This is a genomic window from Micromonospora sp. B11E3, from assembly GCF_039871625.1.
Taxonomy (GTDB): Bacteria; Actinomycetota; Actinomycetes; order Mycobacteriales; family Micromonosporaceae; genus Micromonospora.
The window spans coordinates 1-21,191 of sequence record NZ_JBDPMC010000094.1; the positions used below are offsets into that span (position 1 = coordinate 1).

General features: G+C 74.9%; 19 protein-coding genes, 5 tRNA genes and 2 pseudogenes. 13 read left to right on the forward strand and 13 right to left on the reverse strand.

Annotated elements, in window-relative coordinates:
- Positions 1–245: 245 nt before the first annotated feature.
- From recQ to ABGB16_RS29420, 3 genes are all read right to left on the reverse strand, one after another.
- Positions 246–2,063, reverse strand: a complete 1,818-nt coding sequence (gene recQ / locus ABGB16_RS29410; RefSeq protein WP_347671361.1) for a DNA helicase RecQ — start codon at positions 2,061–2,063, stop codon at positions 246–248.
- A 113-nt stretch (positions 2,064–2,176) separates the two neighbouring features.
- Positions 2,177–2,251, reverse strand: a tRNA-Val gene (locus tag ABGB16_RS29415).
- A gap of 69 nt (positions 2,252–2,320) precedes the next feature.
- Positions 2,321–2,393 (reverse strand) — tRNA-Gly (locus ABGB16_RS29420).
- Between the two features lie 150 nt (positions 2,394–2,543).
- On the opposite strand from ABGB16_RS29420, the gene ABGB16_RS29425 reads away from it, so the two are divergent.
- Positions 2,544–2,783 carry a DUF6458 family protein gene (locus tag ABGB16_RS29425; protein WP_347671346.1) on the forward strand — a complete coding sequence of 80 codons (240 nt, stop codon included), beginning with the start codon at positions 2,544–2,546 and terminating at the stop codon, positions 2,781–2,783.
- A gap of 178 nt (positions 2,784–2,961) precedes the next feature.
- Here the strand turns inward: ABGB16_RS29425 and ABGB16_RS29430 are convergent.
- The 3 genes from ABGB16_RS29430 to ABGB16_RS29440 all read right to left on the reverse strand — a co-directional run bounded on the left by ABGB16_RS29430 (position 2,962) and on the right by ABGB16_RS29440 (position 3,227).
- Positions 2,962–3,036, reverse strand: a tRNA-Val gene (locus ABGB16_RS29430).
- Between the two features lie 13 nt (positions 3,037–3,049).
- A tRNA-Cys gene (locus ABGB16_RS29435) sits at positions 3,050–3,120 on the reverse strand.
- Positions 3,121–3,154: 34 nt separating this feature from the next.
- A tRNA-Gly gene (locus ABGB16_RS29440) sits at positions 3,155–3,227 on the reverse strand.
- A gap of 456 nt (positions 3,228–3,683) precedes the next feature.
- Here ABGB16_RS29440 and ABGB16_RS29445 point away from each other — a divergent pair.
- From ABGB16_RS29445 to ABGB16_RS29470, 6 genes are all read left to right on the forward strand, one after another.
- Positions 3,684–4,286, forward strand: coding sequence for a TetR/AcrR family transcriptional regulator (locus tag ABGB16_RS29445; RefSeq protein ID WP_347671347.1), 603 nt, complete (start codon positions 3,684–3,686; stop codon positions 4,284–4,286).
- An 87-nt stretch (positions 4,287–4,373) separates the two neighbouring features.
- Positions 4,374–4,580: a hypothetical protein gene (locus ABGB16_RS29450; protein ID WP_347671348.1), complete on the forward strand. Its 207-nt coding sequence runs from the start codon at positions 4,374–4,376 to the stop codon at positions 4,578–4,580.
- Positions 4,581–4,740: 160 nt separating this feature from the next.
- Complete coding sequence (locus tag ABGB16_RS29455; protein ID WP_347671349.1) at positions 4,741–5,409, forward strand: 50S ribosomal protein L11 methyltransferase; 669 nt, start codon at positions 4,741–4,743, stop codon at positions 5,407–5,409.
- A gap of 57 nt (positions 5,410–5,466) precedes the next feature.
- On the forward strand, positions 5,467–6,582 hold the full coding sequence (locus tag ABGB16_RS29460; RefSeq protein WP_347671362.1) for a cytochrome P450: 1,116 nt from the start codon (positions 5,467–5,469) through the stop codon (positions 6,580–6,582).
- A 93-nt stretch (positions 6,583–6,675) separates the two neighbouring features.
- Positions 6,676–7,611: an ATP-binding cassette domain-containing protein gene (locus ABGB16_RS29465; protein WP_347671350.1), complete on the forward strand. Its 936-nt coding sequence runs from the start codon at positions 6,676–6,678 to the stop codon at positions 7,609–7,611.
- Positions 7,608–8,408 (forward strand): ABC transporter permease, encoded by an 801-nt coding sequence (locus ABGB16_RS29470; RefSeq protein ID WP_347671351.1) that lies wholly within the window; start codon positions 7,608–7,610, stop codon positions 8,406–8,408. Before ABGB16_RS29465 ends, ABGB16_RS29470 begins: the two co-directional genes overlap by 4 nt.
- Positions 8,409–8,466: 58 nt before the next feature.
- Here the strand turns inward: ABGB16_RS29470 and ABGB16_RS29475 are convergent.
- The 4 genes and pseudogenes from ABGB16_RS29475 to ABGB16_RS29490 all read right to left on the reverse strand — a co-directional run.
- Positions 8,467–8,805: pseudogene (locus ABGB16_RS29475) on the reverse strand (response regulator transcription factor); the annotation flags it as partial.
- 15 nt (positions 8,806–8,820) lie between these two features.
- Positions 8,821–9,429, reverse strand: a pseudogene (locus ABGB16_RS29480) (histidine kinase); the annotation flags it as partial.
- 59 nt (positions 9,430–9,488) lie between these two features.
- Positions 9,489–10,193: a dethiobiotin synthase gene (bioD, locus tag ABGB16_RS29485; protein WP_347671363.1), complete on the reverse strand. Its 705-nt coding sequence runs from the start codon at positions 10,191–10,193 to the stop codon at positions 9,489–9,491.
- A 136-nt stretch (positions 10,194–10,329) separates the two neighbouring features.
- Positions 10,330–11,466, reverse strand: coding sequence for an 8-amino-7-oxononanoate synthase (locus ABGB16_RS29490; RefSeq protein ID WP_347671364.1), 1,137 nt, complete (start codon positions 11,464–11,466; stop codon positions 10,330–10,332).
- A 213-nt stretch (positions 11,467–11,679) separates the two neighbouring features.
- Here ABGB16_RS29490 and bioB point away from each other — a divergent pair, with 213 nt between their 5' ends.
- Both bioB and ABGB16_RS29500 read left to right on the forward strand, forming a co-directional pair.
- Positions 11,680–12,675 carry a biotin synthase BioB gene (bioB, locus tag ABGB16_RS29495; RefSeq protein WP_347671352.1) on the forward strand — a complete coding sequence of 332 codons (996 nt, stop codon included), beginning with the start codon at positions 11,680–11,682 and terminating at the stop codon, positions 12,673–12,675.
- Between the two features lie 17 nt (positions 12,676–12,692).
- Positions 12,693–12,935 carry a hypothetical protein gene (locus ABGB16_RS29500; RefSeq protein WP_347671353.1) on the forward strand — a complete coding sequence of 81 codons (243 nt, stop codon included), beginning with the start codon at positions 12,693–12,695 and terminating at the stop codon, positions 12,933–12,935.
- A 54-nt stretch (positions 12,936–12,989) separates the two neighbouring features.
- Here the strand turns inward: ABGB16_RS29500 and ABGB16_RS29505 are convergent, their stop codons facing one another.
- Positions 12,990–13,169, reverse strand: a complete 180-nt coding sequence (locus ABGB16_RS29505; protein WP_347671354.1) for a hypothetical protein — start codon at positions 13,167–13,169, stop codon at positions 12,990–12,992.
- Between the two features lie 347 nt (positions 13,170–13,516).
- On the opposite strand from ABGB16_RS29505, the gene ABGB16_RS29510 reads away from it, so the two are divergent.
- Positions 13,517–14,281, forward strand: coding sequence for an LPXTG cell wall anchor domain-containing protein (locus ABGB16_RS29510; protein ID WP_347671355.1), 765 nt, complete (start codon positions 13,517–13,519; stop codon positions 14,279–14,281).
- A gap of 768 nt (positions 14,282–15,049) precedes the next feature.
- Positions 15,050–16,615, forward strand: coding sequence for an aldehyde dehydrogenase family protein (locus tag ABGB16_RS29515; protein WP_347671356.1), 1,566 nt, complete (start codon positions 15,050–15,052; stop codon positions 16,613–16,615).
- A 17-nt stretch (positions 16,616–16,632) separates the two neighbouring features.
- Here ABGB16_RS29515 and ABGB16_RS29520 read toward each other — a convergent pair whose 3' ends face one another.
- Together ABGB16_RS29520 and ABGB16_RS29525 are read right to left on the reverse strand one after the other, a co-directional pair.
- Positions 16,633–17,748: a GNAT family N-acetyltransferase gene (locus ABGB16_RS29520; protein ID WP_347671357.1), complete on the reverse strand. Its 1,116-nt coding sequence runs from the start codon at positions 17,746–17,748 to the stop codon at positions 16,633–16,635.
- Positions 17,749–17,987: 239 nt separating this feature from the next.
- Positions 17,988–18,692, reverse strand: a complete 705-nt coding sequence (locus ABGB16_RS29525; RefSeq protein WP_347671358.1) for an amino acid-binding protein — start codon at positions 18,690–18,692, stop codon at positions 17,988–17,990.
- Between the two features lie 150 nt (positions 18,693–18,842).
- Here ABGB16_RS29525 and ABGB16_RS29530 point away from each other — a divergent pair, with 150 nt between their 5' ends.
- Positions 18,843–19,940: a phosphotransferase family protein gene (locus ABGB16_RS29530; protein ID WP_347671359.1), complete on the forward strand. Its 1,098-nt coding sequence runs from the start codon at positions 18,843–18,845 to the stop codon at positions 19,938–19,940.
- Positions 19,940–21,160, forward strand: a complete 1,221-nt coding sequence (locus ABGB16_RS29535) for an acyl-CoA dehydrogenase family protein (RefSeq protein ID WP_347671360.1) — start codon at positions 19,940–19,942, stop codon at positions 21,158–21,160. The genes ABGB16_RS29530 and ABGB16_RS29535 overlap by 1 nt, the downstream gene beginning before the upstream one ends.
- The last annotated feature ends 31 nt before the right edge of the window (positions 21,161–21,191 follow it).

Here is a 21,191-nt window from a genome sequence, read left to right on the forward strand (position 1 = left end):
ATGATGAGCCGGCCGAGCCGATACGTCGGAACGGGCAGCATCCCCGCCGCGTACTGCCGCCGCGCGGTCACATACGAGACACCGGTTGCCGCCGCCCACTCCTTCAAGTTCACGCCGACAACCATAAAACGCTAGATACCGCTAAAGACCATCGACACGCCAGCAGTTGTTAACCCCACTGTGCCGACCCGGCCGCCCCGGGGAGGACCGTGTTCACGGGCAGCGGATCTGCCGACGGCAGAAGCTCACTCCGCCAGGGCCGCGAGGATCTGCTCGCCGTACCGGGCCAGCTTGGCCTCGCCCACCCCGCTGATCCGGGACAGCTCGTCCAACGACGACGGCGGGTCGGCGGCGATCTGGCGCAGCGTCGCGTCGTGGAACACCACGTACGCGGGCACCCCCTGCTCCCGGGCGGTGGCGGCCCGCCAGGCGCGCAGCCGCTCGAACACCGGCTCGGCCGACGGGGGCAGCTCCACGGCGCCGCCGGCGGACGGGCGCGCCGCCTTCGCCGCCTTCGCCCTCGCCGGCCGGGCCGTCTCCCGGCGCATGGGCACCGACCGGCGGCGGCCCAGCACCTCGCCGCTGGTCTCGGTCAGCACCAGGGTGCCGTAGTCGCCCTCGACCGCGAGCAGGCCCTGGGCCAGCAGCTGCCGGACCACGCCCCGCCACTCGGCCTCGCTCAGCTCGGTGCCCACCCCGAACACGCTCAGCGAGTCGTGGCGGTGCTGGGCGACCTTCTCCGTACGCCGGCCGAGCAGGATGTCGACGCACTGCCCCGCGCCGAACTTCTGGTTGCGCTCCCGGTGCAGCCGCAGCACGGTCGACAGCAGCTTCTGCGCGGCGATCGTGCCGTCCCACGACTCCGGCGGGTCCAGGCAGGTGTCGCAGTTGCCGCAGGGCTCGCTGGCCTGCCCGAAGTAGCTCAGCAGGCGCACCCGGCGGCACTCCACGGTCTCGCAGAGGGCCAGCATGGCGTCGAGGTGGGCGGCGAGGACCCGCCGGTGCGCCGCGTCCCCCTCACTCGAGTCGATCATCTTGCGCTGCTGCACCACGTCCTGCAGCCCGTACGCCAGCCACGCCGTCGACGGCAGGCCGTCCCGGCCGGCGCGCCCGGTCTCCTGGTAGTAGCCCTCGACCGAGCGGGGCAGGTCGAGGTGGGCGACGAACCGCACGTCCGGCTTGTCGATGCCCATCCCGAACGCGATGGTGGCGACCATGACGAGGCCGTCCTCCCGCAGGAACCGCTGCTGGTGGGCGGCGCGGGTGGCCGCGTCCAGCCCGGCGTGGTACGGCAGCGCGGGGACGTCGTTGGCGACGAGGAACTCGGCCGTGCGGTCCACGGACGCCCGGGACAGGCAGTAGACGATGCCGGCGTCGCCCGGGTGCTCGGTGCGGATCAGGTCGAGCAGCTGCCGGCGCGGCTCCCGCTTCGACACGATCCGGTACTGGATGTTGGGCCGGTCGAAGCTGGCGACGAAGTGCCGGGCCCCGGTGAGGCCGAGCCGGGACGCGATCTCCCGGGCGGTCTCGGCGGTCGCGGTGGCGGTCAGCGCGATCCGCGGCACGGCCGGCCAGCGCTCGTGCAGCATCGACAGCGCCAGGTAGTCCGGGCGGAAGTCGTGGCCCCACTGCGCCACGCAGTGCGCCTCGTCGATGGCGAACAGGGCGATCCGGCCCCGGTCGAGCAGCCCGACGGTGGCCCGGCTGCCCAGCGCCTCGGGGGCCAGGTAGAGCAGGTCCAGCTCGCCGCCGAGGAATGCCGCCTCGACCCGCCGCCGGGCGTCCGGGTCGAGCGTGGAGTTGAGGAAGCCGGCCCGCACCCCGACGGCGGTCAGGGCGTCGACCTGGTCCTGCATCAGGGCGATCAGCGGCGACACGACCACGGCGACGCCGTCGCGCACCAGCGCCGGGATCTGGTAGCACAGCGACTTGCCGCCGCCGGTCGGCATCAGGACCAGGGCGTCGCCGCCGCCGACCACGTGGTCGATGATCTCCCGCTGCTCGCCCCGGAAGTCGTCGTAGCCGAAGACCCGCCGCAGCACGGCGAGCGGGGTCTGGACGATCGTGTCGGTGCCGGGGGCGAGGGTGTCGGTGCCGGAGGTCACCCGCGGAGTCTACGGGGCGTCACCGACACCTCCCGGCACGACGGCCGCCGAGCCGGCGACCGGGACGTCGATGGTGGGCGATACTGGGTTTGAACCAGTGACCTCTTCCGTGTCAAGGAAGCGCGCTCCCACTGCGCCAATCGCCCGCGGGATGCCGGAGGCGGCACGGCCGCGACTCCCGGCGACGGTCGGCCCCCGAGCGGGGGCGGATCGCGAGCGGACGACGGGATTCGAACCCGCGACCCTCACCTTGGCAAGGTGATGCGCTACCAGCTGCGCTACGTCCGCGTGCCCCCGGTGTTCCCCCGGTGACGCCGGAAACTCTACCCGATGACAAGATCGCCCCGCACGTCCCCCTACGCGCGGGGCGGTTGCGCGGCTGACCAGCTGGGTACTGACCCTCTCCGACAGCACCACACCCCCCGGAAGGAGGCTGTCGTGGGTATCGGTACGAGCATCTTCCTGATCGCGGTCGGCGCGATCCTCACCTTCGCGCTCGACGCCAGCATCGGCGGCGTCAACCTCGACGTCGTCGGCTGGATCCTGATGGCGGCCGGCGTGCTCGGCCTCATCATGACCACCCTGGTCTGGGGCCGCCGCCGCGAGGTGGTCACCACCAGCGAGCCGGTGGAGTACCGGCGGGTCGAGGAACGCCGGGACGTCACCCCGCCGCTGTGACCGCCCCTGACGGAGTCGCGATGCCGCGATGCCGCCGACACGGTGGTGTCCGGCACCCGTCGATGCCGCGATGCCGCCGACACGGTGGTGTCCGGCACCCGCCGCGGGCCGACGTCGGGGCCCGCGTGGGGAACGAGATACGGCCCGACACCTTGTCAGGTGCCGGGCCGTATCTGTGTGGTGGGCGATACTGGGTTTGAACCAGTGACCTCTTCCGTGTCAAGGAAGCGCGCTCCCACTGCGCCAATCGCCCTCGTCAACTGCCGAGGTGGAGACGGGATTTGAACCCGTGTACACGGCTTTGCAGGCCGTTGCCTCGCCTCTCGGCCACTCCACCGAGGTTGCCCCCGACATGCGTGGCGGCATCTCCGAGCGGACGACGGGATTCGAACCCGCGACCCTCACCTTGGCAAGGTGATGCGCTACCAGCTGCGCTACGTCCGCGTGCCCCCGGCGTTTCCCGGTGACGGATGAGAACTTTAGCCGAGGCCGGGAACGGTTGCCAAATCGGGGGCCTCCGGCGCGTCTCCGGCCACCCTCCGCGCCCGCCGCCCCACCCGGGTTCGGATGATCCACTCCATGTCGCCGACCTGGCTGGGTCAGCCGGAGACCCTGGTCGAAACCGGTCCCTCCAGAGACCATGCCGTACCAGGATCTCGGAAAGCGGTACGGCGGGCCCCACCGAGATCCGAGCCGGGCGGAGACGCCAGGTGGGCCACAGCCGAGGCGGACCGCCGGCGCGGCGGCGGCCCACTCCCTAGGGTTTCCTAGGAGCCTGGGTGAATACCGGAATGGACGTCGGATACAAGTCCGAAAAGTGTCAGACTTCCGACTCTGGCGCGCCCGACCAGCCCGGAGCGGTAACTGTTTGTGAACGAACGGATAGGTTACGGTAGCCGCGTGACGAGACGTGCCGCCGAGATCCGCCTGGATGCCCTGCTGCGCACGGCCTGTGACGTGATCTCCCAACGGGGCCTGGCCAACACCCGCACCGCGGACGTGGCCGAGGCCGCCGGGGTGAGCCAGGCCCTGGTCTTCTACCACTTCGCCACGAAGGACAGGCTGCTCGCGCAGGCCTTCGCGTACGCCGTGGAGCAGGACCTGGCGCGCCTCGACATCGTGGTGCGCTCCTCCGCGCCGCCCCTGGCCAAGCTCCGGCGGATGCTCAGGCTCTACACCCCCTCGGGCCGCCCCACCTCCTGGTCGATGTGGATCGACGGCTGGTCCGAGTCGTTGCGCACGCCGGAGCTGGAACGGCTCTCCCGCCGGCTGGACCTGCGCTGGCGGGAGGACCTCGCCGCGGTGATCGCGCAGGGGGTGCGCGAGGGCACCTTCGAGTGCGCCGACCCGGCCGGCGCCGCCTGGCGGATCAGCGCGGTGATGGACGGGCTGGCCGTGCAGCTCGCGGTGCACGAGCGGGTGATCTCCCGCCGGCAGTTCGTCGAGTGGGTCCGCCTCGTCACCGCCCGCGAGCTGGGGCTGGAGCCGGCCCAGCTGGACTGAACCGCCGACGCAGCCGGGCCCGGGCCGGCGGGTGGACGTTGGCCAGTTTCCAGATCGCCGCCGTAGTGCGCCAGCACCCGGTGGTCCATGATTCGGCGCCACAGCGGGGGCAGCGGCGCCGCCGGCCCGAACGCCACGACCAGGACGGCGAACAGGGCCACCGTCATCGCCCACGCGTTGAGCACGTCGTTGCGGTACGCCCAGGGGCCGCCGGCCCGCCGCCGCAGCCCACGCGCCTCCAGCCGCCACGCCGACCGCAGGCCGCCCCGGACCGTACGCGGCCAGCAGGCGTAGAAGCTCTCCCCGAGCCGGGCGCTGGCCGGGTCCTCCGGGGTGGCCACCCGGACGTGGTGACCCCGGTTGTGCTCGACGTGGAATCCGATCGCCTTCCCGACGAAGCACCGGCCCGGCGGGCCGACGTGGCCGCGACCGGCCCGGCGGGGAGAATCACCGGGTGTCCGATCTCTCCACGGCCTTCGTCCGGCTGCACGCGCGGCTCGCCCCGGTGCCCTTCGTCCCCGAGGTCCGGCTGCACCAGGCCGACGAGCCGATCGGCCTGTGGGAGCTGACCGAGGGCGAGTTCCACAGCTCCCAGCCGCCGCCGTTCTGGGCCTTCGCATGGGCGGGCGGCCAGGGCCTCGCCCGCTACGTGCTCGACCACCCGGACGTCGTCGCCGGCCGCCGGGTGCTCGACCTCGCCTCCGGCTCCGGCCTGGTCGCCGTCGCCGCCGCCCGCGCCGGGGCCACGGCGGTCCGCGCCGTCGAGGTCGACGAGCGCGCCGTGGCCGCCGTCGCGCTGAACGCCGCCGCCAACGACGTACGCGTCGACGCCGAACTCGGCGACATCCTCGACGGCGACGCGGGCGACGCCGAGGTGGTGCTCGCCGGGGACGTGTTCTACAGCGAGGCGATGGCCCGCCGCATGCTGCGTTTCCTGCTCCGGGCCGCCCGCGCGGGCGCCCGGGTCCTGGTCGGCGACCCGGGCCGGGCGTTCCTGCCCCGCGAGCGGTTCCGCGAGTTGGCCGGGTACGACGTGCCGGTGCCGGAGGCGCTGGAGAGCGTACGCGTGAAGCGCACCACGGTGTGGGAGCTGAACCCGGCCCGGCCGGGGGCCGCCCGTTAGCGTGTCGGCGTGCTGTTCCGGGGGTGGGGGGACGCCACCGACGGGCCGTGGCCGGACGTGGCGACCGTCGTCGACCACGTCGGCGTCGGGCACCTGGTGGTGACCCGGCACGCGCTGGTCCGGCAGGTGCTCGCCGACCCGGCCACGTTCCGGCCGGACAACGCCCTCGACGCGGTCACCCCGATCCCGGTGGCCGCCCTGCGGGTGCTCGCCGGGCACCGGTTCCGCCTGCCGCCGACCCTGGCCAACAACTCCGGCGCCAGCCACCCGGAGATCCGGGGCATCGTCGCGGACGCGCTGCACCCCGACCGGGTCGCCGCCCAACGGCCGTGGCTGACCGGCCTCGTCCGCGAGCGGGTCGCCCGGCTGCGCGCGGCGCTCGACGCCGGCGTACCGGTCGACCTGTACGCCGGCCTCGCCGCCGACCTGCCGCTGCTGGTGCTGGCCCGGCTCGTCGAACTGCCGGACGCGCCGGTCGGCGCGGTGAAGGAGTTCGCCCGCGCGGCGCTGGAGCTGTTCTGGGCGCCGCTGGACGAACGGCGCCAGCGGGCCCTGGCCGCCGAGGTGGGGCGGTTCCACCGGGTGCTGCGCGCGTTCGCCGCCACCGGCGGGGGCCTCGCCGCCCGGCTGCGGGCGGCCGGGCACTCCCCCGACGTGGTGGTCGGCGCGCTGTTCTTCCTGCTGGTCGCCGGCCAGGAGACCACCTCGCAGTTCCTCACCCTGCTGCTGCACCGGCTCGCCGGCGAGCCGGAGGTGCGGGCCGGGCTGCGCGACGGCAGTGTCTCCGTCGCCGACGTGGTCGAGGAGGGACTACGGCTGGAGCCGCCGATCGTCACCTGGCGGCGGGTCGCCGCCGTCGACACCACGCTGGGCGGCACGGCGGTGCCGGCGGGCACCAGCGTCGTGCTCTGGCTGGCCCGCGCCGGCCGGGACCCCGCGGTGGTGCCGCAGCCCGCCGCGTTCGTGCCCGGGCAACGCGGCTCGCGCCGGCACCTGGCGTTCGGGGCGGGGGCGCACCGCTGCGTCGGCGCCCAACTGGCCCGGCTGGAGGCGGCGGTGGTGGTCGCCGAGGCCGCCCCGCTGCTCGACGGGGTACGGGTCGTCCGGCCGCCCTGGTGCCCCGACAACCTCACCTTCCGGATGCCGGACGCCTTCGTCGTCGCCCGCGCCTGAGCCCCCACCGGGCTGGCGACCTGACGAAGGTCAGGTCCGACCGACGGCGATCGGCAGCGGCGGGGCAGCCCACCCGATCCCTACCGTCAGGCCATGATCACATTACGTGGGCTGACCAAACGGTTCGGCCCGGCGACCGCCGTCGACGACCTGACCGTCGACATCCTCCCCGGCCGGGTCACCGGCTTCCTCGGCCCGAACGGCGCGGGCAAGTCCACCACCATGCGGATGATCCTCGGCCTGGACCGGCCCACCGCCGGCCGGGCCCTGGTCGACGGGCGGCCGTACCGGGAGCTGCGCCACCCGCTGCACACCGTCGGCGCGCTGCTGGACGCGGGCGCGATCCACCCGGCCCGCTCCGGCCGGGCCCACCTGCTGGCCGCCGCCCGCAGCAACGGCATCCCGCGCCGCCGCGTGGACGAGGTGCTCGCCCTGGTCGGCCTGGACGAGCGGGCCGCCGCGAAGCCCGGCCGGATGCTGTCGCTCGGCATGGGCCAGCGGCTCGGCATCGCCGGGGCGCTGCTCGGCGACCCGCCGGTGCTGCTGTTCGACGAACCGGTCAACGGCCTCGACCCGGACGGGGTGCGCTGGATCCGGCAGCTCGCCCGGTCGCTCGCCGACCAGGGACGGACGGTGCTGGTGTCCAGCCACCTGATGAGTGAGATGCAGCAGGCCGCCGACCAACTCGTGGTGATCGGCCGGGGCCGGCTGATCACCGACGCGCCCGTCGCCGAGGTACTCGCGGGCGGCGCCGCCGCGGTCCGGGTCCGCGTCCCGCAGCCGTCCGGGCTGGCCGCGCTGGCCGCCCGGCTCGCCGGCGAGGCGGTCACCGTCGAGGCCGACGGGCCGGACGAGCTGACCGTCACCGGGCTCACCGCCGAGCGCGTCGGTGACCTCGCGTACGACCTGGGCGTGCGGCTGCACGAGCTGACCCCGGTGACCCCGTCGCTGGAGCAGGCGTTCATGGCGCTCACCGGCGGCAGCGTCGAGTACGCCGCCGGCTCCCCGCAGCCGGAGGCGGCCCGATGAGCGCGCTTGCCGGGACCCGCCCGGCCCCGCGCCCCGGAGCCCTCGCCGGGGCGGTCGCCGCCGAGTGGACCAAGCTCTGGTCGGTCCGGTCCACCTGGTGGACGATGCTGTCGGCGGTGCTGCTGACGGCCGCCACCGCCGGCCAGCTCGCGATCTACGCCGACAACGCGAACACCAACGACGACCCGGCCGACGACCGGGGCGTCGTCACCCTCGGCAGCGTGCTGATCGACTCCCTGGAGCTGACCCAGTACGCCGTGCTGGCGCTCGGCCTGCTCGCGGTCACCGCCGAGTTCGGCACCGGCACGCTGCGCACCACCCTGCGGTGCACGCCGTCGCGGGGGCGCGTACTGCTGGCCAAGGCCGCGGTGACCGCGGCGGTGACCTTCGGGCTGGGGCTGCTGCTCGGGGCGGTCGGCGCGCTGGTCGCCGCCCCGGTGCTCGGCGAGTGGGGCGCCGCCCCGGCCGGCGGGACCGTCCGCGACGTCGTCGCGTCGGCCGCGTACCTGGCCCTGGTCTCGGTGCTGGCGCTCGGCCTCGGCGCGGTGCTGCGCAGCGCGGTGCTCACGGTGATCGTCCTGCTCGCCGTGCTGATGATCGTCCCGCTCTCCCTCCAGGAGCCGGGCATCGCTGTGCTGACCCGGATCGCCGACGCGTTCCCCGGGGTGGCCGGGGGGCATTTCCTGGCCGGCGACGGCGAGCCGTACCCGCCGGTGGTCGGCCTGCTGCTGCTCGCCGGCTGGGCCGCCGCCGCCCTGGCCGCCGGCCGCGCCGCCCTGCGCCGCCGCGACGCCTGAGAGATGCCGCCGCGACGCCTGAGAGATGAGGAAGGGCCCCATGACAAGGGGCCCTTCCTCACATCTCGACCAGGCCCGCCTCGTGGGCGAGGATGGCCGCCTGCACCCGGTTGCGCACCTCCAGCCGGGTGAAGATGCTGGTCAGGTAGCTCTTCACGGTGCCCTCCACGAGGTGCAGGCGGCGGGCGATCTCCCCGTTGGACAGGCCCGCCCCGACCAGGGCGAGCACCTCCCGCTCGCGCTCGGTCAGCCCGGCCGTGCGCTCCCGCGCCGCGGGGCGCCGGGCCAGCCGGGCGCCGTTCAGCTCGATCACCCGCCGGGCGATCCGCGGCGACAGGTACGCCCCGCCGTCGGCCACCGCCCGTACGCCGGCGATCAGCTCCCGGGGGTCGCCCGCGCCGGCCGCCGCCCGGTGCCCAGCGGGCAGGTCGTCGGCCAGCTCCAGCGCGGCGGCGCGCAGCGCGATCAGGCTCAGCTCGTGGCCGAGGGAGTCGTGCATCTCCTGGGCGATCCGGGCCCGCTCCCGCAGCCGGATCCGCTCCGCCGCGCCGCGCCGCTCCCGCTCGACCGCCTCGGCGTGCCGTGACCCGGCGACGACCAGCTCCTCCTGTTGCCGCCGGTACCGGCCAACCAGCCAGGGGAACACCCCGGCGAAGAGCAGCACCGAGGCGAGCAGGAACCAGGTGGCCGCGCCGGCGCCGAGCAGCCCGACGTTCAGCGCGGTGCCGCCCGCGGCGATCAGCCCGAAGACGACGGCGGCGGGGGCCGCGCCGGGACTACGCCGCCCGGTCAGGTAGCTGAACACCGGGATGGCGAAGACGAAGTTGCCGTCGACCAGGGAGCCCAGCACCACGAGCACCAGCGCCGGCAGCGGCCGGCGGCGGCTCAACCGCACCGCCACGGCCAGCAGCGCCAGGGCGCCCGCGCCGAGCGGCAGGGCATACCGATCGTACGGGGGCGTGAGCCGGGCGAACCCGATCGGGGCGGCCAGCACCGCCCGTCGCCGTACCGTCGCACCCACCGCACGGCGGCCAGGCTACCGACGCCCGCCGGGGCGGGGCACCGACGAAAGTCAGGTGGTCAGTTCGCGTCCTCGGCCCAGGCCCGCCAGTCGTCGAGCACCCCGTACAGGGTGGGCGTGAGCCAGCCCGGCGCGGAGCGGCGGAACACCCCGGGGTCCATCGACCCGGCCCCCGCCGGCAGCGCGCCGAGCAGGTCGGGCACCAGCTCGGTCAGGTTGGCCCAGTGCACCAGCTCGGGCTCGGCCGGCCACGCGCCGATCACCACGCCCGCCGGCACCGCGCGGCGCTCCAGGGCCTCCAGGGTCAGGGCGGTGTGGTTGAGCGTGCCGAGTCCGGCCCGGGCCACGACCACGGCCCGCGCGTCCAGCGCCACCGCCAGGTCGGCCACCGTCCAGGGCTCGCCCGAGGGGCGCAACCCCATCGGTACGAGCAGCCCGCCCGCCCCCTCGATCAGCACCAGGTCGTGCTTGTCGATCTCCTCGCGGATCGCGTCGACGGCCGTGTAGAGCTCCAACGGCTCCAGCTGCGCCACCCGGGCCGCGGCCAGCGGGGCGAGCGGGTCGGGATAACTGGCCAGGGTGCGGCCGGTAAGCGGCGCGGCCAAGCGGGTGACGGTGTCGACGTCGCCGGGGTCGCCGGTGGCCGTACCGGTCTGGCCGGGCTTGACCACGGCGACCCGCAGGCCGGCGGCCTGCGCGGCGGCCGTCACCGCCGCCGTCACCACCGTCTTGCCGATCTCGGTGTCGGTGCCGGTGACCAACACCGGCCCGGTCCACGCCGCACTCACCACGCCACCTCCCGCCGTCCGCGCGCCGCCCGCCCGCGCCCCGCGCCGCCGTGCCACACCCCACTCACGGGGCGGCACGATACGCCGCCCGCCCCGCCGCGGCGCAGGTGGCTCACGGCGCGCACGCCACGATCACGTCGAGCGCCCGCTCGAAGTCCGCCCGGGGCACCCCGGCGCTGAGGGTCAACCGCAGCCGGGACCGGCTGTCCGGCGTCGACGGTGGGCGGAAGCAGCCAACTGCCACCCCCCGGTCGGCGCAGTCGGCGGCCCAGGCGGTCGCCGCCTCGGGGCCGGGAGCCGTCACCGACACCACGGCGGCGTCCGGCGCGGAGACGGTCAGCCCGGCGGCACGCAGCCGGCGCATCGCCAGGGCGGCCCGGTCGGCCAGCTCGGCGCGCAGGCCGTCGCCCGCGCGGGCCAGGTCGACGGCCGCCCGCACCCCGGCGGCCACCGCCGGTGGCAGGGCGGTGTCGAAGATGAAGGTACGCCCGGTCTCCACGAGGTGCCGAACAAACTCGGCCGGCCCGGCGACCACGCCGCCCGCGCCGCCCAGCGCCTTCGAGAGCGTGGCGGTGACCACCACGTCCGGCTCGCCGGCCAGCCCGGCGGCGGCCACCCCGCCGGCCCCGGTCGGGCCGGTGACGCCGAGCGCGTGCGCATCGTCGACCAGCAGCAGCGCGCCGTACCGGCGGGCCACGGCGTGCAGCTCCGCCAGCGGGGCGAGGTCGCCGTCGACGGAGAAGACGGACTCGGTGACCACCACGGCCGGGCGGCCGGGGGCGGCGGCCAGCGCGTCCGCCACCGCGGCCACGTCGGCGTGCGGGGTGACCACGGTCTGCGCGCCGGAGATCCGGCAACCGTCGATCAGGGACGCGTGGTTGTGCGCGTCGGAGACGAGCAGCGTACGGGGCTGGACCAGCGCCCGGACCGCGCCGAGGTTGGCCAGGTAGCCGGAGGAGAACACCAGCGCGCCGTCGGTGCCGAGCCAGTCGGCGAGGGCGTACTCCAGCTCGTGGTGGGCGTCGGTGGACCCGCGCACCAGCCGGGAGCCGGTCGCGCCCAGCCCGTACGCCGACAGCGCCCGCGCGGCCGCGGCCGTGACCTCGGGGTGGGTGGCCAGACCGAGGTAGTCGTTGCCGGCCAGGTCGACCATCGCGTCACCGGCGGCCCGGGGACGCAGACGCCGGGTCAGCCCCGCCCTGGCCCGCAACTCGGCGCGGCGGCGCAGCGCCGCCAGCCAGTCCGCCACCGCCACCCCCTCGTCGTCGGCCCCGCCCCGCGGGGCGAAGTCCCTCGTCGTCGGCCCCGCCCCCGCGGGCGAAGCTACCACCCGCCCGTCGGGGTGCCGGCGGATCCACCCGCCCGTCGTCGCCAACCTCCGCCGGGGAACGCCGCTGGTCAGCGGCCTGCCGCCCGGGGACGAGCCGTTCCCGCCGCCGGGCGGGCTTGTAGGGTACGAGCCATGCCAGAGATCCTCGACCAGGCCCGTACCCAGGTGCTGAAGAACGGCGTCGGCCTCGATCAGGCGGGTGTCCTCGCCGTGCTGAACCTGCCCGACGAGCACCTTCCCGCCGCCCTCCAGCTCGCCCACGAGGTGCGGATGCGCTGGTGCGGCCCCGAGGTCGAGGTCGAGGGCATCGTCTCGCTGAAGACCGGCGGCTGCCCCGAGGACTGCCACTTCTGCTCCCAGTCGGGCCTGTTCGCCTCGCCGGTCCGCTCGGTGTGGCTGGACATCCCCTCCCTGGTCGAGGCGGCGAAGCAGACGGCGGCGACCGGGGCGACCGAGTTCTGCATCGTGGCCGCCGTGCGCGGCCCGGACGCCCGGCTGATGAAGCAGATGCGCGAGGGCGTCGCCGCCATCCGGGCGGAGGTGGACATCCAGGTCGCGGCCTCGCTGGGCATGCTCACCCAGGAACAGGTCGACGAGCTGGTCGACATGGGTGTGCACCGGTACAACCACAACCTGGAGACCTGCCGCTCCCACTTCCCCAACGTCGTCACCACCCACTCCTGGGAGGAGCGGTGGGAGACGCTGCGGATGGTCCGCGAGTCCGGCATGGAGGTCTGCTGCGGCGGCATCCTCGGCCTCGGCGAGACGGTGGAGCAGCGGGCCGAGTTCGCCGCGCAGCTCGCCGAGCTGGACCCGCACGAGGTCCCGCTGAACTTCCTCAATCCCCGCCCCGGCACCCCGCTCGGCGACCGTCCGGTGGTCGAGGGCAGGGACGCGCTGCGGGCCATCGCCGCGTTCCGGCTGGCCATGCCGCGGACCATCCTCCGGTACGCGGGCGGCCGGGAGATCACCCTCGGCGACCTGGGCACCCGGGACGGCCTGCTCGGCGGCATCAACGCCGTCATCGTCGGCAACTACCTGACCACCCTCGGGCGGCCGGCGACGGCCGACCTGGCGCTGCTGGAAGACCTGAAGATGCCGGTGAAGGCGCTCTCCGCGAGCCTGTGAGCAGCTTTCGCGAGCCCATGAGCACTTCCGCGACCCTGTGTGAGGACGACGTGACCGAGCTTGTCGAGCCCGCGGCGGCGCAGCTCTGGTGCGACCGCTGCGGCGAGCCGGCCGGCGCCGGCGCGCACGCGGCCTGCCGGGCGGCGCGCGAGCTGGAGCCACCCCGGTTCTGCGCGCGCTGCCGGCGGCGGATGAAGGTGCAGGTCGTGCCGGCCGGCTGGTCGGCGGTCTGCGTCGAGCACGGCGAGATCCGCGGCTGAGCGCGCCGCGGGAGCGCGGGGCCTCCCGCGTTTCCGCCCCGTCCGGCGGGCAGATCAGTAGGAGTAGACCGGGACCTGGAAAACGTGACCGGCGGCATCGTGCCCCAGCCCGGGCCGGGCGGCACAGCGCCCCTCGTCGGGGTAGTAGCCCTGGTAGTACATGGCGCTGCACAGGCGGCAGAACCGCCAGGGCGACTGGGTGTTGGGCGGCTGCGGGACGATGTCGTGTGGCATCAGGTACTGCAGGAAGGTGCCTGAGAAGCCGTGGCCGACGAAGCCGCCAGCGGGCCTGCGCCTGCCGCGACGAGGTGACGCTGCACCCCGCCCTGGCCTGTTTCTGCCCGTCGAGATGCTGCACGCCAGGCACTCTTCCGGCGCGCAGGCGTCAGCGGTGGCGAAAACGTTACGCCGACACGCCGCCGAGTGGCGGGTTCCTCCTCCCGCGGCGGGTGGGATTCGCCACGGCGGCGGCCCAGCTCAAGCCGTCGCCCAGGGTTCAGACAGGGACGCAGCGCGTGCGATCATGTCTCGTCCCCTCGATCTCTTTCTCCGGAGGACTCCTCATGCCACAACGTCGGCGCGTGGTGCGCGCGGCTCTGACCGCGACCGCCGCCACGGCCTGCCTCGCCTTCGCCGCCCCGGCGTGGGCGAGCGCGCCGCTCGCCCAACTCGCCCCGAGCAACGGGCACAACCCCAAGGGCGACAACGGCACAGTCAAGATCGACGGCCAGCCGTTCACGGACAAGGTCGACAACCAGCCGCACGTCACCTGCGAGTTCGAGTTGGAGTTCTTCAACTTCGACACGAACCAGAAGGCGGACATCACCCTCACCAGCCAGCCGCCGAGCACGCCGAGGAAGGTCGTCTGGTCGGTCCAGAACAAGATCGTCAGCACCGACCCGGCGGCCGGCGCCGAGAACGACCACGACGAGGTCATCCGGCTCTCCGCCGCCGACCTCGACCTGGCGGGCGTCACGGCGCACGACAAGCAGGGCTACCATCTCAAGCTCGACGTGGACCTCGTCGACGGCCGGTCCTCGGACGCCAAGCACAAGGTCTTCTGGCTCAAGCCCTGCTCGGACTCCGGCGAGCCCGCGACGGAGGCCCCACAGCCCGGCGGGGCGGGGTCGCCGTTCGCCGACCCGTCCGCGGGGACGCCCGGCGGCACGCCGGCGCCGTCGTCCAGCGTGGGCGCCGGCGACGGGAGCGGCGGCAGCGGGGGTGGCCTGCCGGTGACCGGCGTGGCCGCGACCAGCATGGCGCTGACCGGCGTGGCACTGATCGGTGGCGGTGCCGCCCTGGTGCTGCTGCGCCGCCGTCGGGACAGGATCACCTTCACGAGCTGACCCGACGACACCCCGAACCGGCCGCCGGGCCTCGCCCGGCGGCCGGTTGCGTGTCGGGGCCCACGACGGACCTGTCGACCCGGGTCGACGACGGAACCTGCCGACGGGGCGCGGGCTGCCCGGGCGACGGCCCGGCCCACCGAGGTCTGCAGGACAAGCGTTCGGACCGTCGCGGTCTGCTCCGGGCCGCGGCGGTTACGGCGGGCGCCGCCGTCGCCGCGCCGGCGCTGGGCGGCATCACCCCGGCACAGGCCGCCGCCCTCGCGTCCACCGGCGCCATCCCCTGGGTCGGCCCGCCGGTTCCGGCGCCACGTACGAGATCGACCCGACGGTCGGCGCCCAGGCCGCCATCAACGCCGCGTTGGGCACCGGCAGCCACCGGGCGGTCTACGTCGCGCCTGGCAACCACCCGGTCAAGGGCCCGGTCGTGCTGTACGACAAGCAGCCCGGTCCGAACGGGCCCGCGGCCGACCGCCCCTGAGGTTGTCGACGGAGTCCGTCGGCCGGGCCGGGAGGATCACCCGCGCGCACGCCGAGCCACTCGGACGTGGATCACATAATCGATACCCACCTCTGAGGTGCCAGCGTATCTGCTGGTCAGCTCCCTGTGATCGCGGTCCGACAGGCGCGCGACGACGCCCGGAGGCGGCCTCGCGTCCTGGCATACGAACGTACTGTTGCCGCCCGCCGCGCCGCCGCGGGACAGTACGCCACATCAGCGGTGCCATCGACGCCGCCGCTCCCCGGTCGATCCTGAGGAGATCCGCGATGGCACTACGACTCGCCGACGGCACCGCCTGGGCCGACACCCTTGCCCGCGCCGTCGCCGCCACGCCCGAGGCATTCGGGCCCGAGGCCGGCGGCGTGACCACCCTGCGCAACCTCGTCGAGGGCGACTGGCGCCCGGTCGGCTCCCCCAGCCCGGTGCGCACGCCCGTCGACAACACCGTCCTGGTCAACCTGCCCCGGCTGGACGCCGAGGCCGCCCGCGCGGCCGTCGCGTACGCCGCCGCGGCGCACCGCGAGTGGGCGCAGACCCCGCTGGCCGAGCGGAAGGCCCGCGTCACCGACGCCCTGGACGCCCTCACCGCGCACCGCGACCTGCTCGCCCTGCTGCTGGTCTGGGAGATCGGCAAGCCGTGGCGGCTGGCCTGCGCCGACGTGGACCGGGCCCTCGACGGCGTCCGCTGGTACGTCGGGGAGATCGACCGGATGCTCGCCGACGGCCGGGAGCCGCTGCCCGGGCCGGTCAGCAACATCGCGAGCTGGAACTACCCGATGAGCGTGCTGGTGCACGCCGAGCTGGTGCAGCTGCTCGCCGGCAACGCCGTCATCGCGAAGACCCCCTCGCAGGGCGGGGCCGTCTGCCTCACCGTCGCGCACGCGCTGATGCGCCGCGCCGGGCTGCCCGCGACCCTGGTCTCCGGAGGCGGCGAGGAGCTGTCCGAGGTCCTGGTCCGGGCCCCCGAGATCGGCGCGGTGGCGTTCGTCGGTGGCCGGTCCAACGGCGGGAAGGTGGCCGCCGCGCTCCTCGACACCGACAAGCGGCACTTCATCGAGCAGGAGGGCCTCAACGCCTGGGGCATCTGGAACTTCTCCCAGTGGGATCTGCTCGCCGGACACCTGAAGAAGGGCTTCGAGTACGGCAAGCAGCGCTGCACCGCGTACCCGCGGTTCGTGGTGCAGCGGGACCTGGTCGACGAGTTCCTCGACATGTACCTGCCGGTCGTGCGCTCGGTCCGGTTCGGACACCCGCTCGCCGTCGGCGAGAACTGGTCGGCCGGCGATCCCCTGCCCGAGCTGGACTTCGGCCCACTGATCAGCGCGGCCAAGGCCGACGAGCTGCGCCGCAAGGTCGAGGAGGCGGTACGCGGCGGCGCGGTGCCGCTGCACCGGGGCAAGCTCGACGGCGCGCCGTTCCTCGACGGCCAGGACACCTCGGCGTACGTGGCGCCGTCGGTGCTGCTCGCCCCGCCCGGCCGGTCCCGGCTCATGCACGCCGAGCCGTTCGGGCCCGTCGACACCATCGTCGTGGTGGACACCACCGACGAGCTGCTGGCCCAGATGAACGCCTCCAACGGCGCGCTGGTCGCCTCGCTGGCCTGCGACGACGAGGAGTTGGCCGGCAAGCTGGCCGTCGATCTCCAGGCGTTCAAGGTCGGCATCAACAAGCCCCGCTCCCGGGGCGACCGGGAGGAGCCGTTCGGCGGCCGGGGCGCCTCCTGGAAGGGCGCCTTCGTCGGCGGCGACCTGCTGGTGCAGGCCGTCACGGTGGGCGGCGACGGCCGCCTCTACGGCAACTTCCCCGACTACAACAGCTACCCGGCGGTGTAAGGGCCACGGGTGGCCGTTCAGCAGGGGCGGCGCCGGACGGGCGACACGGCGGCGGAGGCGGGCGGCACGGCTGCAGGGACAGGCGGCACGGCGGCGGGGGCGGCATCCGGGGTGACGGGCATCGTCACGGTCACCAGGGAGCCCTCCCGCTCCACCGTCGTGGCACGGTCCAGCCGGCGCAGCGTACGCATCATCGGGCCGTTCTCCACCTGGACGTGCAGCAGCACGGCCGCGACACCGGCCCGCTCGGCCTGCCCGACCAGGCGCCGGAGCAGCGCGGTGCCGATCCCGCGCCGCTGCCAGTCGTCCCGCACCAGCAGGGCCACCTCGGCCTCGTCCCCCTCGGCGACCAGGTTCGCCATCGCCACGACCCGACCGGCCGGCCCGCCCGGGCCGCCGGTCGTCGTCGCGAGCAGGGTCAGCCCCTCGGCCGGCTCCAGCAGCCGGCGCAGCCGCGCCGGCGACGGCAGCGCCGCCCCGGCGAAGTAACGCCGCTGCCGGCTCCGCGCCGAGCAGCCCTCGTGCAGCTCCCGTACGCCCGCCAGGTCGTCGGCGGTCGCGGGCCGGACGAGCAGCTCGGCGCCGTCCGGCAGGGCCAGGGTGACGTGCTCCGCGGCCCGGCGGGACACGGCCGCCGCCAGCTCGACGAGCGCCTGGGCGCGGGCGTACTCGGCGGGGGTGTAGCTCGGCGCGGCCCGGTGCAGCCGGTACGACCCCCCGGCGGGGTCGGGCAGCAGCATGGTCGTGCCGTCGATCCCGCCGGTGACCCCGGTCGGCCGCCAGGCGACGTCGTCGGCGCCGAGCAGCGCCCGCAGCGCGTCCCCCGTCTCCTCCGGGTCGTGCACCAGCCGGGTGGCCAGGCCGAGCACCCGGGTGGGCTGGTCGGCCAGGCCGCGCGCCTCGCTGCGCGCCACCCAGCAGTCCCGCCCCCGGCCCCGCTCCACGGCGGCGATCAGGTCCGACTCGTCCAGGGTGTCCGGCGCGTCGACCAGGAAGTCGTCGACCGCGCCGGCCTCGGTGGTGTGCACCTGCACGCTGAGGATGTTGACCCCGCGCAACGCGAGGCTGGCCGTGAGCACCGACAGATAGCCCGGCCGGTCGTCCACGGTCGCCCGGATCCGCCACAGCGTCATAGCTGGCTCCCTTCCCCACCATCGACGATGCCCGCCGCCTGTTGCGGAGGCGTTGCCCGGGCGTGACGGGCCGGAACCGTCCGGCATGACGCCCGACACACCCGGCGCGCCGGCGGTCCCGGTGCCCGCGCGACGCACCTGGCCCGGCCGCACCGGCCGGGCCCACACCACCCGGTCGGCCGGGTCTATCGCACCTGGACCCGGTCGACCCACGGGCCCCGCACCGGGGCCCACTCACCTCACCCGCCGGCCACCACCGGCGGCGCGCCGACCAGGTCCAGCCGACCTCCGAGGATCACGGCGCTGGCCCGGACGAGCAGGGCGAGCCGGTCCACCTCCGTGGAGTGGAACGCGGCGGCGGTCAGCGGTTCGTGGTGCTCCCGGGCCACCACCAGCACCAGCCCCGCCCGGCCGAACGGCGCGATCGCGTAGTGGCGGCCGTCGGCGCCGGTCAGCGCGCGGGCCCGCAGCGGGGTGATCTCGGGCAGCCGGGTCGGTACGGGCGCCCGCCAGCTCGCGTGCCCCACGGTGGCGTCGCCGTTGCCCCCGGTACGCGACGCCCAGTCCACCGGGACCGCCGCCGCCACCGCCCAGTCCGCGCCGAGCAGCCCGGGGACCGCGTCGACGAGGGTGGCCAACCCGTCGGTCGGGTTGCCGGCGACCTGGGCCAGCAGCTCGGCGTCCTGGCCCGTGGCGGTCGGGGCGCCGATCGCCCGCCAGACCCCGTCGACCCGTACGCCGGGGATGGCGGCCAGGCCGGCCAGCAGCCGCTCCACCCGGGCGGCGCCCGGCCAGACCACCGTGAAGTCGTCGACCGCCCGCCCGCCGAGCCGCTCCAGGACGACCACCTGGACGATGTCGGCGCCCGCGACGCCGAGCGTGCGGGCCACCTGGCCGAGGGTGCCGGGGCGGTCCGGCAGGGTCACCCGAACTCTCAGCAACATGGTCGTCCCTCCGTTCGGTGGGGCCGGCGCGGGGCGGCCGGCAGGCTGGACCCCAGCCTGCCGGTTGACCATTTCGCCCCTGTTGCCGCGGCATGTCCCGGCGGGAAAACCGACCTTGACAGTATGGCGGAGGTGCCATCAACTATTCGGATGACCGATCCGGCCGTCGAGGCACACCGGCCGACAGCATCCGGCCCCGGCTCGGCGGACGAGCCCACCCCGCGTGGGCTGAACCTCGACCGGCTCACCGCGTACCTGGCCGGGCACCTCCCGGAGCTGGCCGCCGCGCCGCTGCGGGCCCGGCTGATCGCCGGGGGCAAGTCGAACCTGACGTACCTGCTGCGCTGCGGCGAACGCGAGGTGGTGCTGCGCCGGCCGCCGCTCGGGCACGTGTTGGCCACCGCGCACGACATGGCCCGGGAGCACCGGGTCGTCTCGGCGCTCGCCCCCACCGCCGTGCCGGTGCCGGCGGCGCTGCTGTACTGCCCCGACCCGGACGTGATCGGCGCGCCGTTCTACCTGATGGAACGGGTGACCGGCGAGGTGTTCCGCAGCCGGTCGCAGACCGATCAGCTGACCGTCGGGCAGCGGCGCGAGCTGGCCCTGGCGATGATGGACACCCTCGCCGCCCTGCACGCGGTCGACCCCGCGTCGGTCGGGCTGGCCGTCTTCGGCCGTCCCGACGGCTTCCTCGGCCGGCAGGTACGCCGCTGGGCCGCGCAGCTCGACCAGTCCCGCAGCCGCCCGGTGCCGGGCGTCGACGAGCTGCGCGACGCGCTCGCCGCCTCCGTGCCCGAGGGGGCGAACGCCGGGCGGATCGTGCACGGCGACTACCGGCTGGACAACCTCCTCGCCACCGTCGACCCGGTGTCGGTACGGGCCGTGCTCGACTGGGAGATGGCCACGCTCGGCGACCCGCTGGCCGACCTGGGGCTGCTGCTGACGTACTGGGACGTGCTCGGCGACAGCGACGCCGCCGCCGGCAACCCGGTCGCCGACGGGCTGGGTTCGCGCGCCGGCTTCCCCACCGGCTCCGAGCTGATCGCCCGGTACGCCGGGCGCGCCGACGTCGACGTCGGCCCGCTGCACTGGCACGTCGCCCTGGGCTGTTTCAAGCTCGCGGTGATCTGCGAGGGCATCCACTACCGGCACACGCTCGGGCAGACGCTCGGCGGGGAGTTCGACCGGATCGGCGACCTGGTCGCACCGCTGGTCGCGCACGGTCTGGGCGCAGTCAGGGAGAAGTGATGGACTTCCAGTACGACGCCCGCACGCAGGAGCTGCGGGAGAAGCTGTCCGCGTTCCTGGACGAGTGCGTGTACCCGGCCGAGCCGGTGCACGCCGAGCAGGTGGCCGCGGCCGGCGACCCGTGGGCCCGTCCGCCGGTGCTGGCGGAGCTGAAGGCCGAGGCGCGCAGGCGCGGCCTGTGGAACCTCTTCCTCCCCGACCCCCGCTACGGCGCCGGGCTGACCAACCTCCAGTACGCCCCGCTGGCCGAGCTGACCGGCCGCAGCCCGCACCTGGCCCCCGAGGCAGTCAACTGCGCCGCCCCGGACACCGGCAACATGGAGCTGCTGGCCGAGTTCGGCTCGCCGGCGCAGCGGGAGCGCTGGCTGAAGCCCCTGCTCGACGGCGAGATCCGCTCGGCGTTCTGCATGACCGAGCCGGAGGTGGCCTCCTCCGACGCCACCAACATCGCCACCCGCATCGCCCGCGACGGGGACTCGTACGTGATCAACGGCCGCAAGTGGTGGTCGTCCGGGGCGATGGACCCGCGCTGCGGGATCTTCATCGTCATGGGCAAGACCGATCCGGACGCCGACCGGCACCGCCAGCAGAGCATGATCCTGGTCCCCCGGAACACCCCGGGCGTGACCGTACGCCGCGGCATGACCGTCTTCGGCTACACCGACGCCCCGCACGGCGGGCATGCCGAGATCGACTTCACCGACGTACGGGTACCGGCGGAGAACCTGGTCGGCGCGGAGGGCGCCGGGTTCGCCATCGCCCAGGCCCGCCTCGGTCCAGGGCGCATCCACCACTGCATGCGGCTGGTCGGCATGGCCGAGCGGGCCCTGGAGCTGCTGTGCCGGCGGGCGCTGGACCGGGTGGCGTTCGGCCGGCCGCTCGCCGAGCAGGGCGTCGTCCGGGAGTGGATCGCCGAGTCGCGGGTCCGCATCGAGCAGGCCCGGCTGCTGGTGCTCAAGACCGCCTGGCTGATGGACACCGTCGGCAACAGGGGCGCGCACACCGAGATCCAGGCCATCAAGATCGCCACCCCGGCCATGGCGGAGTGGGTGATCGACAAGGCCGTCCAGGGGTACGGCGCGGCGGGCGTCAGCCAGGACACCCCCCTCGCCGCCCTCTGGGCGCAGGCCCGCACGCTGCGCCTGGCCGACGGCCCCGACGAGGTGCACCGCGCCTCGCTGGCCAGACGCGAACTGCGCCGCTGGTCCCCCACCCCCTGATCCCCTGTCACCCCCCACCCCGGCCCGCCCC